Below are 13607 nucleotides of genomic sequence, written 5' to 3' on the forward strand. Positions count from 1 at the left end.
TGGGCGCACCTTCGCGCCTACATCGTGAGGACAATCTCTTTCCACGGACGGACCGCGCCATGAACAGCCTGATCGGCCAATTCGACATTTCCGACGATCGCATCAAGCAGATCGTCGCCGAGACCATCAACGGCGCCGACGACGGCGAGTTGTTCCTCGAATACAGCGAGAGCGAAGCGCTGATGTTCGACAATGGCCGGCTGAAGACCGCCAATTTCAACACAGACCAAGGCTTTGGCCTGCGCGCGGTCGCCGGCGAAGCGAGCGGCTACGCGCATTCCAGCGATCTTTCGGAAGCATCGCTGCTGCGCGCGGCCGACGCTGTGTCAACCGTCAAGAGCGGCTATTCCGGCACGCTTGCTGCGGCTCCCGCCCGCAGCAACCGCCATCTCTATGGCGACGACAACCCGATCCCCTCGCCCTCCTTCGAGGCCAAGGCCAAGCTCCTTCAGGAAATCGATGCGTGGCTGCGAGCCGAGGATCCGCGCGTGCGGCAGGTGACGGCGTCGCTCGCCGCCTCCTGGCAGCATGTCGAGATCGTGCGTGCCGACGGCCAGATGGTGCGCGACGTCCGCCCGCTGGTCAGGATCAATGTGTCGGTGGTGGTCGGCAACGGCGACCGCCAGGAGAGCGGCTCCTTCGGCATGGGCGGACGCAAAGGGTTTGGCGAATTCCTGGTCGAGGACAGCTGGAAACACGCCGCCAAGGAGGCGCTGCGGCAAGCGCTGGTCAACCTCGAGGCCATTCCGGCCCCCGCCGGCACCTTTGACATCGTGCTGTCCAGCGGCTGGCCGGGCGTCATGCTGCACGAGGCCGTCGGCCACGGGCTGGAAGGCGACTTCAACCGCAAGAAGACATCGGCCTTCGCCGGGCTGATGGGCCAGCAGGTGGCAGCAAAAGGTGTCACCGTCGTCGACGACGGCACCATGGCCGAGCGGCGCGGCTCGCTGACCGTCGACGATGAAGGCACGCCGTCGGCCCGCAATGTGCTGATCGACGACGGCAAGCTTGTCGGCTATATGCAGGATCGCCAGAACGCCCGGCTGATGGGCATGAACGCCACCGGCAACGGACGGCGCGAAGGCTACGCGCACCAGCCGATGCCGCGCATGACCAACACCTATATGACTTCAGGAGACATGGAGCCGGACGAAATCATCGCCTCGGTCAAGAACGGCATCTATGCCGTCTCCTTCGGCGGCGGCCAGGTCGACATCACCTCGGGGAAATTCGTGTTCGGCTGCACCGAGGCCTACATGATCGAGAACGGCAAGGTGACGCAGCCGATCAAGGGCGCCATGCTGATCGGCAATGGGCCGGATGCCATGCATCGCGTTGCGATGATCGGCAACGACATGAAGCTCGACACCGGCATCGGCATGTGCGGCAAGGCCGGCCAGGGCGTGCCGGTCGGCGTCGGCCAGCCGCACCTCAGGATGAACCAGATGACGGTTGGCGGAACGCGGGTTTGATAGAAGCTGCGGTTTTTGTCTTACATTCAGAGGATGCGCCGCGATGGCCAACCCGGAAAGACTCGTAATCACTGTCTCGACCAAGGGGCAGGTTACCCTGCCCAGCGCGATCCGCAAGCGGAAGGAATGGGAGGCCGGCACACGTCTAATGGTCGAAGATACTCCGGAGGGCGTGCTACTGAAGCCTGCGCCAGTCTTCGCCGAGACGGCCAGAAGACGTGTTTGGATCCCTGCCCCATAGAGACAGGCCAAAGACGTTGGAAGAAATGGACGCGGGTGTGTTGGCCGAAGCGCGGCGGCGCGGCCGGTTAGAACTGCCCTAAAGCGCGTCGCGTTTGACCGGCCTCATGCGACGCGCTTTAGGCTGTTGTTTTATGCATGTCGTTATCGCAAAACCGCTTCACACTTTTGCGCGACATGCATTAAAGCCACGAAGCCGGCGTTTTCGGCAAGCGATGGTCGGGATCGATGACCTTCAGACGGGGTGTGTTGCTCTCGTTCCATCGCCACAGCGCGACGCATGTGCCACCGGGCGACATGAAGGAGGGGTAGATCACGCCATGTTGCCCGTCGGCAATCAGGCGATCTCTCAGCGTGTGCGTCTCAGGCACCAGGCCTTGATCCATGACATCGCGCCATTCACATCGGTGAATGTCCGCCGTCACGCCGAGCCTGGTCAGCACATCAGCGTCCGTAAGGTCTGCCAGGCGCGCGCCCGAAAGTGCGAGTTGCGCAATCAACGCCGGATGCTGGACAAACCCCTGATTGTACTCCGCCCAAGCCGTGGACAATTCGCCCGCGGCATAGATCGTCGGGGCGTCCACTGGATTCCAGCGACCGCCAAAGCGGGCTGCTCCTTCGCCGGAAAGCGGCAGATGCGCCCAACGCGGCACGAAGGCGCGCCATAGGCTCAGTCTGCTTTCAGGCATAGATGCCGGAGCGGACTGCCTCCAGATAGGCAAGCACCTTGTCCGTCTTGCCCTCTCGAACGAGATCGTAGGCGGTCTTTCCCGCCCAGCCGGGGATCGGCTGATGCTTGAACCAGATCGCCGCACGCTGTTCATCGCCGGCCATCTCGCCTGCCATCGCAAGGATACGGACAATCGGACTCAATGCGGCGTCGACCTTGCGCGCGCCGGTCTTGGCGGCAAGCGTGTTGCGCGCGACGCCGATCAGGCCCGCCAGTTCGGTCAGATTGACACCCAGCAGTTCAGCCACCCGTCTTGCCGAAAGAAATGGCGTCCGCTCGTCGCCAAAGCGCGATGCTCTGATATCGAGAGCTGCGGTATTCATAACAGGTTCCTAGCACATTTTGAACATAACACGTTCAAAGTATGCTCATTTTACGCGAAATTCAAGCTCAACAAGTGCGGATCCGCTACCGCCTTCGCTTCGGCTTCTCCAGAAGCGCGACGGCCTCGACATGCGGCGACCACAGGAACTGGTCGATCGGCGTCACGCTTTTCAGGGCGTAGCCGCCATCGAGGAGGATGCGCAAGTCGCGCGCCAGCGTAACCGGATTGCAGGAAACCGCGGCGAGCAGCGGCACGTCGGAACGGGCAATCTGCTTCGACTGGTCTTCGGCGCCGGCGCGGGGCGGATCGAAGACGACGCCGTCGAAGGCATTCAGTTCCCTCGAAGTGAGCGGCCGCCGGAACAGGTCGCGGCGTTCGCTGGTCACCCGCTTCAGACCGCTGGCGAAACGGAATGCCCGGTCGAGCGCCGAAAGTGCTGCCGCATCCCCCTCCACCCCATGGACCTCCGACCTGGCGGCGAGGCGCAGCGCGAAGCTGCCGCAGCCGGCGAAGAGGTCGGCGACCTTTTTGGCGCGCGCGAGGTGCCGGCCGACGATGTCGGCCATCGCCTGCTCGGCGGCCTCGGTCGCCTGCAGGAAGGCGCCCGGCGGCACCGCGACGGCGACGCTGCCGAACGTGACAACCGGCTTTTTGGGCTCGATGATGATCTCGCCATCGATCGAAAGCCTGGCCAGCCCCTGGGCGATGACGGAATTGGAGGCGACGCGGCGCTGGTTCTCGCCGAGCTTGCCGGACTCGTGAACCGCGACATCGAGGCCGGAACCGGTCGCCGTGACCGTCATGCGGAACGATTTCGTCGTGGCGCAAACCAGTTCGGCAAGTGCTCTCAGACGATCGAGCTTTGTGACGATCTCGGGCAGCGAGATCGGGCATTCCTCAATGGAAATGATTTCGGACGACAGCGCCCGAACGAAGCCGAGCAGCATGCCGGTCTCGCTGCGCCGGGCGGTGAACACGACGCGCCGGCGCGTCTGCGGCGCGCACGGCACCAGCGCGTCAATGTCGCAACTGATGCCCTTGCTGTTGAGCGCATGCGCAACCTTGTCACGCTTCCACCGATGATAGGCTTCGGCCTCGAGATGCTGGATGGCGCAGCCGCCGCATTCGGTGAAATGCCGACAGGCAGGGTCGATGCGAAGCGGCGAAGCCTCCAGCACCGACATCAGCGTGGCACGGTCCTTTTCGCGCGCGGCGGTGACGGTTTCACCGGGCAGCGTGAACGGAATGAAAAGTTCGCCGGTTTCGGTTTCGGCGACGCCGTCGCCCTGGGAGCCCAGCCTTGTGATCGTGAAGCGCGCGTTCATCGGCCTCCGATCCCCCTGTTCTCGACCTCGGCGTCCTTGATCCCGGCGAGCAGGAACTCGCGGTTGCCGTCGCCGCCTTCGATCGGCGACAGATGCAGTCCGAGCGAGCGCCAGCCGGGGACGCCGTCAAGCCAATCCTGCAGCAGGCCGGCAACCCGCGCAGCATCGTATGGGTCTTTCAGCAAGCCGCCCTTGCCGATCGCCTCGCGGCCCGCCTCGAATTGCGGCTTGACCAGAAATATTGCTTTGGCGCCGCTCCTGGCAATGGCGAGCGCCGGCGGCAGCGCCAGTTTCAACGAGATGAAGCTGACGTCGGAGACGATAAAATCTGGAATTCGATCGGCAAGATCGGCGGTCGAAAGATCACGGGCGTTCAATCCCTCGATAACAGTCACACGCGGATCGCCGGCGATATCCGGATGTATCTGGCCATGCCCAACATCGATCGCCGTGATATGCGCCGCGCCACGTCCGAGCAGCACTTGAGTGAAGCCTCCGGTCGAGGCGCCGACGTCGAGCGCTTCGCTGCCGGCTGGATCGAGGTCGAAATAGTCGAGCCCGGCGATCAGCTTCAGCGCAGCACGGGACACATAGCCCTGCGCCGGATCATCGACTTCTATGAGGCAATCAGCCCGGACGGTCTGGCCGGGCTTGCGGGCGATGACGCCGTCAACCATCACGGTGCCGCGCTCGATCGCGTCGCGGGCGCGAGAGCGGCTGGCAAACAGGCCGCGCGCGACGAGGAGTTCGTCGAGCCGCTGGCGTGTGCTGGCTGGCAAACGGGAGTTCATCGGCCTTCATGGCGAATGCCTGTCACGAAGGCAAGGATATTGGGGAAGACAACGAACATCTTGCCAAAGCGGCGAGCGCATCACGCCGCACCACAACCTGTTGAATATCGCACTGGGTCCGGCACAATGTTGAGAACAATGCTCGTGTTGCTGCCAGAAGGTGAGGAGGACGAATGCTGACCGGAACCTGCCATTGCGGCGCGGCCCACTGGACTTTGGAGGGCGATCCCGGCTCGATCACAGCCTGCAACTGCACGCTTTGCCGCCGCTATGGCGCGCTGTGGGCTTACGATTATGTTGACGAACGCATCCGTCTTGCCGGACCGACAAGTGCTTACACGCGCTCCGGAAAGGATGCCCCGTCGCTCGAGATCCTGTTCTGTCCGACATGCGCCTGTGTGCTGGCCTGGCGTGGTTTGCGCGCCAGTGCCGCCGGTCGCACTCGGATCGCCGTCAATGTGAGGCTTGCGCCGCCTGACACCGTCGCCGACTTGCCAATCGACCATTTCGATGGTCTCCACACATTCGAGGACCTGCCTGGCGATGGTCGCTGCGTGCGCGATATGTGGTTCTAGTGCATGTCGCGCGAAAACGTGCCCTCGGGCTTGAACCGAGGGTGCTCCGTCGCACCATAAGGCGACCTTCCCGGCGAGTCTCCAGAGCCGCCCTTCTTGTCCGCAGCAAGCGCTTCGTAATCATGCAATCGCCTCCGTTGTCTGCGACAGCAGGTCTTCCGCCAGCTGTAACGCGGCCTCCCGTGCATCCTGGCGAGCCGCATGGTCAATATCGGGTCCAAAGAGGGTTTTCTGGATGATTAGACTGCGGACATCTTCGATACCGATGAAGCGCAACCACGCTTCTACATAGGGTTTTTGAAAGTCGAAGCGCTGCGCCGGCGTGATGGATTGCGCCGCATAGTCGAGACCTCGCGCATGGACGACCACGGCGGTCTTATCCCGGAGCAGTCCTGCGAACCCGTGTTCAGGGTCGAACGAGAAAAGAATGTCCTTCTGCGATACCAGGTCGATGAAGTGCTTGAGTTTGTAGGGAATGCTGAAATTCCACAGGGGCGTCGACAGCAGGACAATATCCGCCCAGTGCAGTTGTTGCGCCAATTCTTGCAATGTGGCCCATGCCTGCTGTTGAGAAGGGGTAAGCGGCGTGCCGCTGAGCCCCGCATATTTGGCCAACATCGCGTCCTCACCGAATTCGGGGAGGTCGACGTCCCATAGATCGAGCGTTGAAATCGCCAGGTCGGGTCGCCGAGCACGACAGCTTTGAACAAACGCCTCGGCGACCTCACGCGAGGCGGAACGCTCTTTACGGGGCGAGGAAACGATATGCAGCAGCCTGGTCATGGATCATCCTTGCTCATTGTGACGAACCGTATTGCGTCATATTTTAATTCGATATAAAAATTGAGATTGTCGACAGTATTCATCATGGAACAGAATATATGCTGGAATTGGTCCTGCTCAGGACGTTCGTCGCCGTGTTCGACGAAAGCGGCTTCAGTCGGGCAGCGGCGCGACTGAACCTTACGCAGTCGGCCGTCAGCGGGCACCTGCGTCGTCTCGAAGAGCAGGTCGGAAAGCCGTTACTCAAAAGGACGACGCGCTCGTTTGAGATGACACAAGATGGCGAGCGCCTGCTCGCCTATGCAAGGGCGATGCTCGCCCTTAACCGGGATGCCTTGGCCGATCTGGCGCAGGCACCCTTTCACGGCAGAGTTCGCGTCGGCCTCTCGGAAGACTTCGCACAGGTCCCCATCCTTCGCGCCTTGCAGGCATTCGGCGCTGATCGCCCCGGATTGCAGATCGAGGTGCAAGTCGGAATTCCGGGTGCGCTGCTCTCGAAGATGAAGGAGGGCAATATCGAACTGGTGCTCGGATCCCAGTGTGAGGGTGAGGAGATGGGGCGCCTCCTGTGGCGCGAGCCTCTTGTCTGGGCATGGGCGGATCATACCGGCGTGGAACTTCCGGACCCGCTGCCACTGGCCGTGTTGCCGGAACCTTGCCCCTACAGGGAAGTTGCTCTTGAACGGCTTGCCAAGGCCGGGATCAGCCAGCGCATGGTGATGATCTGCACCAGCAACGCCAGCCTGAGGGCGGCTGCCATCTCAGGCTTCGCTGTAGCGCCGATGATCGTCAGTCAGCTGAGAAACGGCCTGGCCAGTGTACCCGAAAGCTACGGCCTGCCAGAGTTGCCAGAAGCGCAGTTCAGGCTATTTGCCGCATCGAAAGGCGATACTTCCGTCCTCGAAGAACTGGCGGAGGCCATCATGAACGCCGTTCCTCGAAGGCACGCTGGCGAGGAGTGACCCTGAACTCGCGCCAGCGCTTGCTTCATGGCCAGTTCCGAGTTTCGTTTACCGGACCAACAGCGTCGTCAACCATCTTGTGGCGCGCGCTTGGACATGGGGCTAGCTGTCCAGCCCGTCCCATAGGAACTAAATCCGTGGCGGTGCAAAACATTCGGGGCCGGACATCCAGCCGGCCGGCCCCGCTTCAAGGGTCATTTCTCGATGCTGGAGGTGACGGACTGGATCACTTCGGTCGCCATCTTGAATTCATTGGCGCGGCTTTCGATGCCGTGGCGCCTGGCGATGTAGTCGAAGTCGGTGTAGGCCGCGTAGACCGAGCCATCAGCCGTCTGGTAAACGACGACGCGCACCGGCCAGTCGAGGCCGGCTTTCGGGTTCGCGGTGATGAAGGTCGTGCCGAGTGCCGGGTTGCCGAACATGATGAGCCGCGACGGCCTGACGACATTGCCGGCGGCGTTGCCGAGCTTGGCCTGGTCGATGACACCGAACAACGTGATGCCCTTGTCGGCGACATCCTTCTTGATCCGCGACACGGTCTCTGCAACCGAATAGCCGCTCTTGACTGTGACGACGCCGTCGGACGCCGTCTCAGCACTCGCCTGGGTCTGAAACCCTGGGGTGGCAAGCGTCAAGACAAGCGCCGTCGCCGCGAGGGTCGATTTGACTGAATTGATCATTTTTCTTTCTCCGTGAGTGAAGCCGGTCCGATGACAGGCTGGAAGAAAGGATGCGGAAAGGCTCGGCGGATTGATAATGCCGTTCGCTGCCCGAATTGATGAGTGCGGCGTATGGCTGGCAGGTTCCATGGAAATGCCGCCGCTCATGAGCGGCGGTAAACGTCGAGGTGAAGCGGGATCAGACGCGTGGCGCCGTCAGCGGGCGGGCGATTATCGTTGCCGCGATCAGGGCGGCGACGAGAACAACGACACAAGTGGTCCAGCCGAGCCGGTCATAGACCTGACCGAGGACAAAGCTGCCGACCAACCCGCCGGAATAGTATGAAGCAAGATAGATACCGCTCGCAGCGGCCTTGTCGCTGGCGGCGACGCGGCTGACATGGCCAGTCGTGATCGCCTGCGCCAAGAATGTCCCGATGGCGATCAGCGCCATGCCCGCAAGAACGATCGGCAGATTTGCAGTGAGCAGCGCCAGAAGGCCGGCGATGGCAATCCCGAGCGTCAGGACGATGCCGCTGGCCGGGCCGAACCGCCTTGCCACGCGGCCGGCGAGCGGGGTTGTCAGCATCGACGGCAGAAATACGAAATAAACCAGACCGAGTGCCATCGGCGACAGGGCCAGCGGTGCTGCGGCCAGTTGGAAATTCACATAGGTGAACGTGCCGATGAAGACGAACAGGATCAGGAAGCCGATCGCGAAGCTGCCGCGCAGTTCTCGGTTCTTGAAGTGGGCTTTCCAGGCGCCACCTACGGCAGGGTGGTCGGCGTCGACTCGCATTATGCGGTCGGTCTTCTTCAGAGAGAGCCAGACCAGCAACGCGCCGGCGATATTCAGGGCAGCGAAGGTCAGGAAGTTGATGGAGATGCCAAAGCCGTCCGCAACAGCCGCCGAAAGGATGCGGCCGAAGAAGTTGCTGGCGACGTTTCCGGTGACGTAGGCGGCGAGCGCGCCTGCCGCCTGGCCGGGTGAGAAATGCTCGGCGAGGTAGGCGATCGTCAGCGTGAAGGCCGTCGACATGCACAGGCCCTGCAGAACGCGCAGGAGGGCAAACATTGCGATGCTGTCGGTCATCGAAAGCAGCGCGGTCGGTATGGCGAGCACGACAAGGCTGAACCATATCCCGTTACGCCGGTCGATGTTGCGGCCGAGTAGCGCCACCGCGACGCCGGCGATCGCCATCCCAAAGGTGCTGGCGTTCACAGCGAAACCCATCGTCGCGCGGCTGACGCTGAATTTGACGACGAGCGAGGGAAGGATCGCCTGCGCGGCGAAAAGGTCGACGAGCGTCAGAAATGCGATCAAGGCAATGATGCCGAAACGCAGGCTGTCCGTCGACACCCTGCGGAGCCTGGAGGCAACGGCTTCGTCATAGCTGGCCATCGGAATTTTACCGTGCATGGTTCGACGCTCCCGAAGGGGACCGGGAACGTCGATGGAGGTTGAGGGTCAATAAGCGGGACGCTACGGTCCGGTTACATCGCGTCGTGGGCGTCCATGTCCGGCGGCAGGATGTCGGCCGAATAGAGCACGGCAGGAACCGAACCGTTGTTCTTCCACCAATGCGCGAGCTGGCCGAACTCGGCGGTGGCTTCGCCGGCTTTGTGCTCGATCGCCACCTTGCAGGTGCTGCTGTATTCGCTGATCGCGCCCTCGACGACCAGGATATTTGCCGGACGCGCGGAGTGGTCGTGCCACGGCACGACGCCGCCGGGCTGCACGACGAGCTTGCGCAGACGGAACATATTGCCCTTCCAGGTGTCGCCCTTCGTGCTGAGGTCGATCGTGCTGATGACCTCATCGGTGACACCTTCCGGCGCGCTCGGCATCGACTGCACGGCATTGGTGGCGACCTGGTCGACCGGGCATTCGCCGGCGTGGGCAGGTGCTGCAGCGAAAGCCGCGGCCGAAGCGAGCAGGCTGAACGCAAGAACAAGTTTGATCGGGTTGCGAGATGCTATGACTTTCAAAGACATTTTGCGGTTCTCCTTTTATCGAGCCCGGCAATGGGGATTCATGCGGGGCGTGATGTGGAGATTGGGCGAGCACGGCTGCCAAGAGAAATGCCGGGTACTTCTGAATTCCATAGCCTGAAGCTATCACGCGAGCCTGGGCGCAGTCGTACCGGCTCGTACCCGAACCGCAGGCGTAATCCTGCGTAGTCGACGGAGTTGCGATTACGCGGCGGAACGGCGCATCGAAACCGGTGATGCGCCCTCTGCCCAGCCATAGGATTTGACCGCACCGACAAATGTCGACACCGCGGGCGAGAAGCGGCGGCCGGCGACGGTGACGAGGCACACATCGCGGGTCACCTCCGGCTCTGTCACCGGCCGCACCTGCAGCCCTGGAATCACGGCGGTGTATTCGGGGAGGAAACAGATGCCGAGCCCTCCGGCAACCATGTTCTGGATCCAGTCCTCTCGCTCGCTGGAATAGGAGATGCGAAGCTTCACTCCGCGCTCGACGCAAAGATGAGAGAGATGGTCCCAATACTCGCAGTTGACGCGTCTCAGATAGACCTCGCCGTCGATCGCGCTGATTGGCACGGTCTCGTGCTGCGTCAGCCGATGGCCGGTCGGGAACGCCAGCATGAAGCGTTCGCGAAAGAGTGGCGTCACGTCGAAGCGTTCCGGGAACTTTTCGCTCGACGACATGATTGCGACGTCGATCTCGCCCGCCTCAAGCAGTTGTGAGAGCCGGCTTGGTACCCCTTCAACCAACTGCAACTGAATTCCCTTGTGGCGCATGTTGAAATCGGTAAGCAAACCGGTGAAGCGGCGCGGGCCGATCGTGCACATGATGCCGACCTTCAGATGCGCGTCCTTGAGGCAAAGGAAGCGCGAAGCTTCCTGACGCACGCCGCTCAGTTCATCTGATATCTGTTGGAAACGCGGCCGAAGCAGCGCGCCAAGGTCGGTGATGTGGGTCAGATTGCGCTCGCGCCGGAACAAAAGGCCGCCTACCTCGTCCTCGAGCTGCTGGATCGCGCGGCTGAGCGCCGGCTGGGTGACGTTGCTTTTCTCGGCGGCGCGCGTGAAGTTCCGGGTATCGCAGACGGCGAGAAAATATCGGATGTGGTGAATGTCCATGCCAATCCCCTAGCGCGCCCGAGGCTTCTCCAGCCAATGCAATGAATGCATGGATTTGATAGCACAGCGGCATTTTATTGTTGAGCGCGCATCGCTCAAGGTCCCGCAGAACAGCCGCAGCGTTGCGGCACATCAACGGAGACCGAAATGCTCAACGTCAGCAAACCTGAAACCGATACGCTTGCGATGCGCCGCCCCTTGGAAGGCCGGACGGCTATCGTGACCGGCTCGACCAGCGGCATCGGCCTCGGCATCGCCCGCGCCCTGGCGCAGAACGGTGCAGCCGTCATGCTGAACGGGTTCGGGGATCCGGTGGAAATCGAAACGCAGCGTGCCGCCCTGGCCGAGGAAAATGATGTCGACGTCGCCTACGACAACGCCGACATGTCGAACCGCGACGCTATCCACATGATGGTGGAACGGGCCGTTGCACGCTTCGGCCAGATCGACATCGTGATCAACAACGCGGGCATACAGCATGTTGCGCCAGTCAGCGAATTTCCCGTCGCCAAATGGGACTCGATCCTGGCGATCAACCTTAGTTCGGCTTTCCATCTGATCCAGGCGACCTTCGAGCCGATGAAGGCTCGCGGCTATGGCCGCATCATCAACATCGCTTCCGCCCATGGGCTGATCGCCTCGCCATTCAAATCAGCCTATGTCGCCGCCAAGCACGGCATGGTCGGGTTGACGAAGGTGGTCGCACTCGAGGGCGCCGAGTACGGCGTGACTTCGAACGCGATCTGTCCAGGCTATGTCTGGACGCCGCTCGTCGAGAAACAAATCGAGGATCAGGCGAAGTCGCACAACATCGCCCGCGACGCCGTTATCCGCGATATCTTTCTGAAGAACCAGCCGACCAGACGCTTTGCGACTGTGGAGGAGATGGGAGCGCTTGCGGTCTTTCTCTGCAGCGACTGCGCAGCTTCGATCACCGGCACAGCCTTGCCGGTCGACGGCGGCTGGACTGCGCACTGAGCGCACCGTCATCGTCAAAATTTCTGCAATTTTACGCGAGGAGGGTACCCGATGAACACTCATGCCGACGTTATGAAGCTTGCCTCCAGCCAATCGGAACCGGCCGCGCCCAGCGTGGTCCGCGGGAAGCGGACGATCAACCTCGCGCTTCAGGGCGGAGGCGCACACGGCGCCTTCACATGGGGTGTCATCGATCGGCTCCTTGACGAGGAAAACTTGTCCTTCGAGGGGGCAGTCGCCACCAGCGCCGGGGCCATGAACGCGGCGGTGCTTGCCTACGGGCTTGCCGAAGGCGGACGGCGCGGCGCGCAGAAGGCGCTTGCGAATTTCTGGCGCCGCGTCAGCCACGCGGCGGCCTTCAGCCCTCTGCAGCCGAGCCTGCTTGACAAGATGACCGGGTCGCGTTCGCTCGAATACTCCCCGGCCTTCCTGATGCTCGATATGGTGACGCGTTTGATGTCGCCCTATCAGTTCAATCCCTTGAACTTCAATCCGCTGAAAAACGTTCTCGAGCAGTCTATCGATCTCGATGCCGTCCGCATGTCGCGCTGTCCTCTGAAACTCAGCATCTGCGCGACCAATGTGCGGACCGGGAAGGTCAAGGTTTTCTCCAATGACGAGCTGTCGATCGACGCCATCATGGCGTCGGCATGCCTGCCGTTCCTGTTCCAAGCCGTCGAGATCGACGGCGAGGCCTATTGGGACGGCGGTTACATGGGAAATCCGGCAATCTTCCCGCTGATCTATTCCTGCGACACGCCGGACGTGCTGATCGTACACATCAATCCTATAGAACGCGCCGAACTGCCGCGCTCGGCGACGGACATCCTGAATCGCATCAACGAGATAAGCTTCAACTCTTCGCTTTTGCGGGAAATGCGGGCGATCGCCTTCGTCACGCAACTAGTCGACTCGGAGGCCGGCCAGGCGCTCGACCTCAAGCGCATCTTCGTCCACGGCATTTCGGATGACGAGACCATGAAAAAGCTTGGCGTCTCCAGCAAGCTCAATGCCGATTGGGGCCTGCTTACGGATCTTCGCGACCGCGGCCGTGAACGCGCCGAGGAATGGCTCGAAGCCAACTATAGCCACATCGGAGAGCGTTCGACGGTGGACATCCACGAACGCTATCTCTGACAACAACTCCCGGCCGGCATTATCCCCCTCTGGATGCCGGTTTGCTGAGCCCTCCGGCACCCTCCCGGAGGGCTCTTTTCATGCAGCCGGCACCTACAGCGCGTCTATCGAAACCATGCCGAGACAGCATTTCAGTTGATGGCTGCGATCGAAGAGAGTGGTTTCAGACGGGCTGATCGCCGGTCTGAACCAAACACAAACCCAGGAGACGGAAAATCATGATCAATACCAAATCGCTCATCGGCTCGGCTTTCGCCGCTGCTACCACGCTCGCCGCCAGCGCAGCCTTCGCCGGTCCGGCCGCCCAGCCGGAGTTCTCGTTCGAAAAGTGCTACGGCGTCGTCAAGGCCGGCCAGAACGATTGCCAGACCGCCACGCATTCTTGCGCCGGGACCTCTACGGCCGACAACCAGTCCGACGCATGGATCTACGTGCCGGCCGGCACTTGCGGAAAGCTTGCCAGCGGCAGCACCGAACCCAAGGCCTGATCCACTCCCACGCAACCCAATGGAGACGACT

General features: G+C 61.9%; 15 protein-coding genes and 1 pseudogene. 7 read left to right on the forward strand and 9 right to left on the reverse strand.

Features of this window, described 5'->3' with window-relative positions:
• Positions 1–59: 59 nt before the first annotated feature.
• Together tldD and AC0L18_RS09255 are read left to right on the forward strand one after the other, a co-directional pair.
• Positions 60–1472 carry a metalloprotease TldD gene (gene tldD / locus AC0L18_RS09250; RefSeq protein ID WP_473491755.1) on the forward strand — a complete coding sequence of 471 codons (1413 nt, stop codon included), beginning with the start codon at positions 60–62 and terminating at the stop codon, positions 1470–1472.
• 43 nt (positions 1473–1515) lie between these two features.
• A pseudogene (locus AC0L18_RS09255) lies at positions 1516–1795 on the forward strand (AbrB/MazE/SpoVT family DNA-binding domain-containing protein).
• A 99-nt stretch (positions 1796–1894) separates the two neighbouring features.
• Here the strand turns inward: AC0L18_RS09255 and AC0L18_RS09260 are convergent.
• The 4 genes from AC0L18_RS09260 to AC0L18_RS09275 form a co-directional block, all read right to left on the reverse strand.
• On the reverse strand, positions 1895–2401 hold the full coding sequence (locus AC0L18_RS09260; RefSeq protein ID WP_473491757.1) for an RES family NAD+ phosphorylase: 507 nt from the start codon (positions 2399–2401) through the stop codon (positions 1895–1897).
• Positions 2394–2765 (reverse strand): antitoxin Xre/MbcA/ParS toxin-binding domain-containing protein, encoded by a 372-nt coding sequence (locus tag AC0L18_RS09265; protein WP_027152353.1) that lies wholly within the window; start codon positions 2763–2765, stop codon positions 2394–2396. Before AC0L18_RS09265 ends, AC0L18_RS09260 begins: the two co-directional genes overlap by 8 nt.
• An 85-nt stretch (positions 2766–2850) precedes the next feature.
• Positions 2851–4092, reverse strand: a complete 1242-nt coding sequence (locus AC0L18_RS09270) for a class I SAM-dependent RNA methyltransferase (RefSeq protein ID WP_473491758.1) — start codon at positions 4090–4092, stop codon at positions 2851–2853.
• Entirely contained in the window at positions 4089–4883 is a 795-nt protein-coding gene (locus AC0L18_RS09275) for a TlyA family RNA methyltransferase (RefSeq protein WP_473491759.1), read from the reverse strand. The genes AC0L18_RS09270 and AC0L18_RS09275 overlap by 4 nt, the downstream gene beginning before the upstream one ends.
• A 173-nt stretch (positions 4884–5056) precedes the next feature.
• Here AC0L18_RS09275 and AC0L18_RS09280 point away from each other — a divergent pair, with 173 nt between their 5' ends.
• Positions 5057–5458 (forward strand): GFA family protein, encoded by a 402-nt coding sequence (locus AC0L18_RS09280; protein ID WP_077381347.1) that lies wholly within the window; start codon positions 5057–5059, stop codon positions 5456–5458.
• 120 nt (positions 5459–5578) lie between these two features.
• On the opposite strand, the gene AC0L18_RS09285 is transcribed toward AC0L18_RS09280, so the two are convergent.
• The gene (locus AC0L18_RS09285) at positions 5579–6241 is read right to left on the reverse strand and encodes an FMN-dependent NADH-azoreductase (protein ID WP_473491761.1); all 663 of its coding nucleotides are present in this window, start codon (positions 6239–6241) and stop codon (positions 5579–5581) included.
• A 98-nt stretch (positions 6242–6339) separates the two neighbouring features.
• Between AC0L18_RS09285 and AC0L18_RS09290 the strand changes: the two genes are divergently transcribed.
• On the forward strand, positions 6340–7203 hold the full coding sequence (locus tag AC0L18_RS09290; protein ID WP_473491762.1) for a LysR family transcriptional regulator: 864 nt from the start codon (positions 6340–6342) through the stop codon (positions 7201–7203).
• 194 nt (positions 7204–7397) lie between these two features.
• Here AC0L18_RS09290 and AC0L18_RS09295 read toward each other — a convergent pair whose 3' ends face one another.
• The 4 genes from AC0L18_RS09295 to AC0L18_RS09310 form a co-directional block, all read right to left on the reverse strand.
• Positions 7398–7883 (reverse strand): DUF302 domain-containing protein, encoded by a 486-nt coding sequence (locus AC0L18_RS09295; RefSeq protein WP_473491763.1) that lies wholly within the window; start codon positions 7881–7883, stop codon positions 7398–7400.
• Positions 7884–8061: 178 nt separating this feature from the next.
• Positions 8062–9264: an MFS transporter gene (locus AC0L18_RS09300; RefSeq protein WP_473491849.1), complete on the reverse strand. Its 1203-nt coding sequence runs from the start codon at positions 9262–9264 to the stop codon at positions 8062–8064.
• Positions 9265–9356: 92 nt separating this feature from the next.
• Positions 9357–9857 (reverse strand): cupin domain-containing protein, encoded by a 501-nt coding sequence (locus tag AC0L18_RS09305; protein ID WP_473491765.1) that lies wholly within the window; start codon positions 9855–9857, stop codon positions 9357–9359.
• Between the two features lie 201 nt (positions 9858–10058).
• Positions 10059–10973 carry a LysR family transcriptional regulator gene (locus AC0L18_RS09310; protein WP_473491766.1) on the reverse strand — a complete coding sequence of 305 codons (915 nt, stop codon included), beginning with the start codon at positions 10971–10973 and terminating at the stop codon, positions 10059–10061.
• A gap of 147 nt (positions 10974–11120) precedes the next feature.
• Between AC0L18_RS09310 and AC0L18_RS09315 the strand changes: the two genes are divergently transcribed.
• The 3 genes from AC0L18_RS09315 to AC0L18_RS09325 all read left to right on the forward strand — a co-directional run bounded on the left by AC0L18_RS09315 (position 11121) and on the right by AC0L18_RS09325 (position 13576).
• Positions 11121–11951, forward strand: a complete 831-nt coding sequence (locus AC0L18_RS09315) for a 3-hydroxybutyrate dehydrogenase (protein WP_473491767.1) — start codon at positions 11121–11123, stop codon at positions 11949–11951.
• 51 nt (positions 11952–12002) lie between these two features.
• Entirely contained in the window at positions 12003–13088 is a 1086-nt protein-coding gene (locus AC0L18_RS09320) for a patatin-like phospholipase family protein (RefSeq protein WP_473491769.1), read from the forward strand.
• A 218-nt stretch (positions 13089–13306) separates the two neighbouring features.
• Complete coding sequence (locus AC0L18_RS09325; protein ID WP_292543980.1) at positions 13307–13576, forward strand: BufA1 family periplasmic bufferin-type metallophore; 270 nt, start codon at positions 13307–13309, stop codon at positions 13574–13576.
• The last annotated feature ends 31 nt before the right edge of the window (positions 13577–13607 follow it).

It is taken from the genome of Mesorhizobium sp. WSM4819 (genome assembly GCF_055811215.1).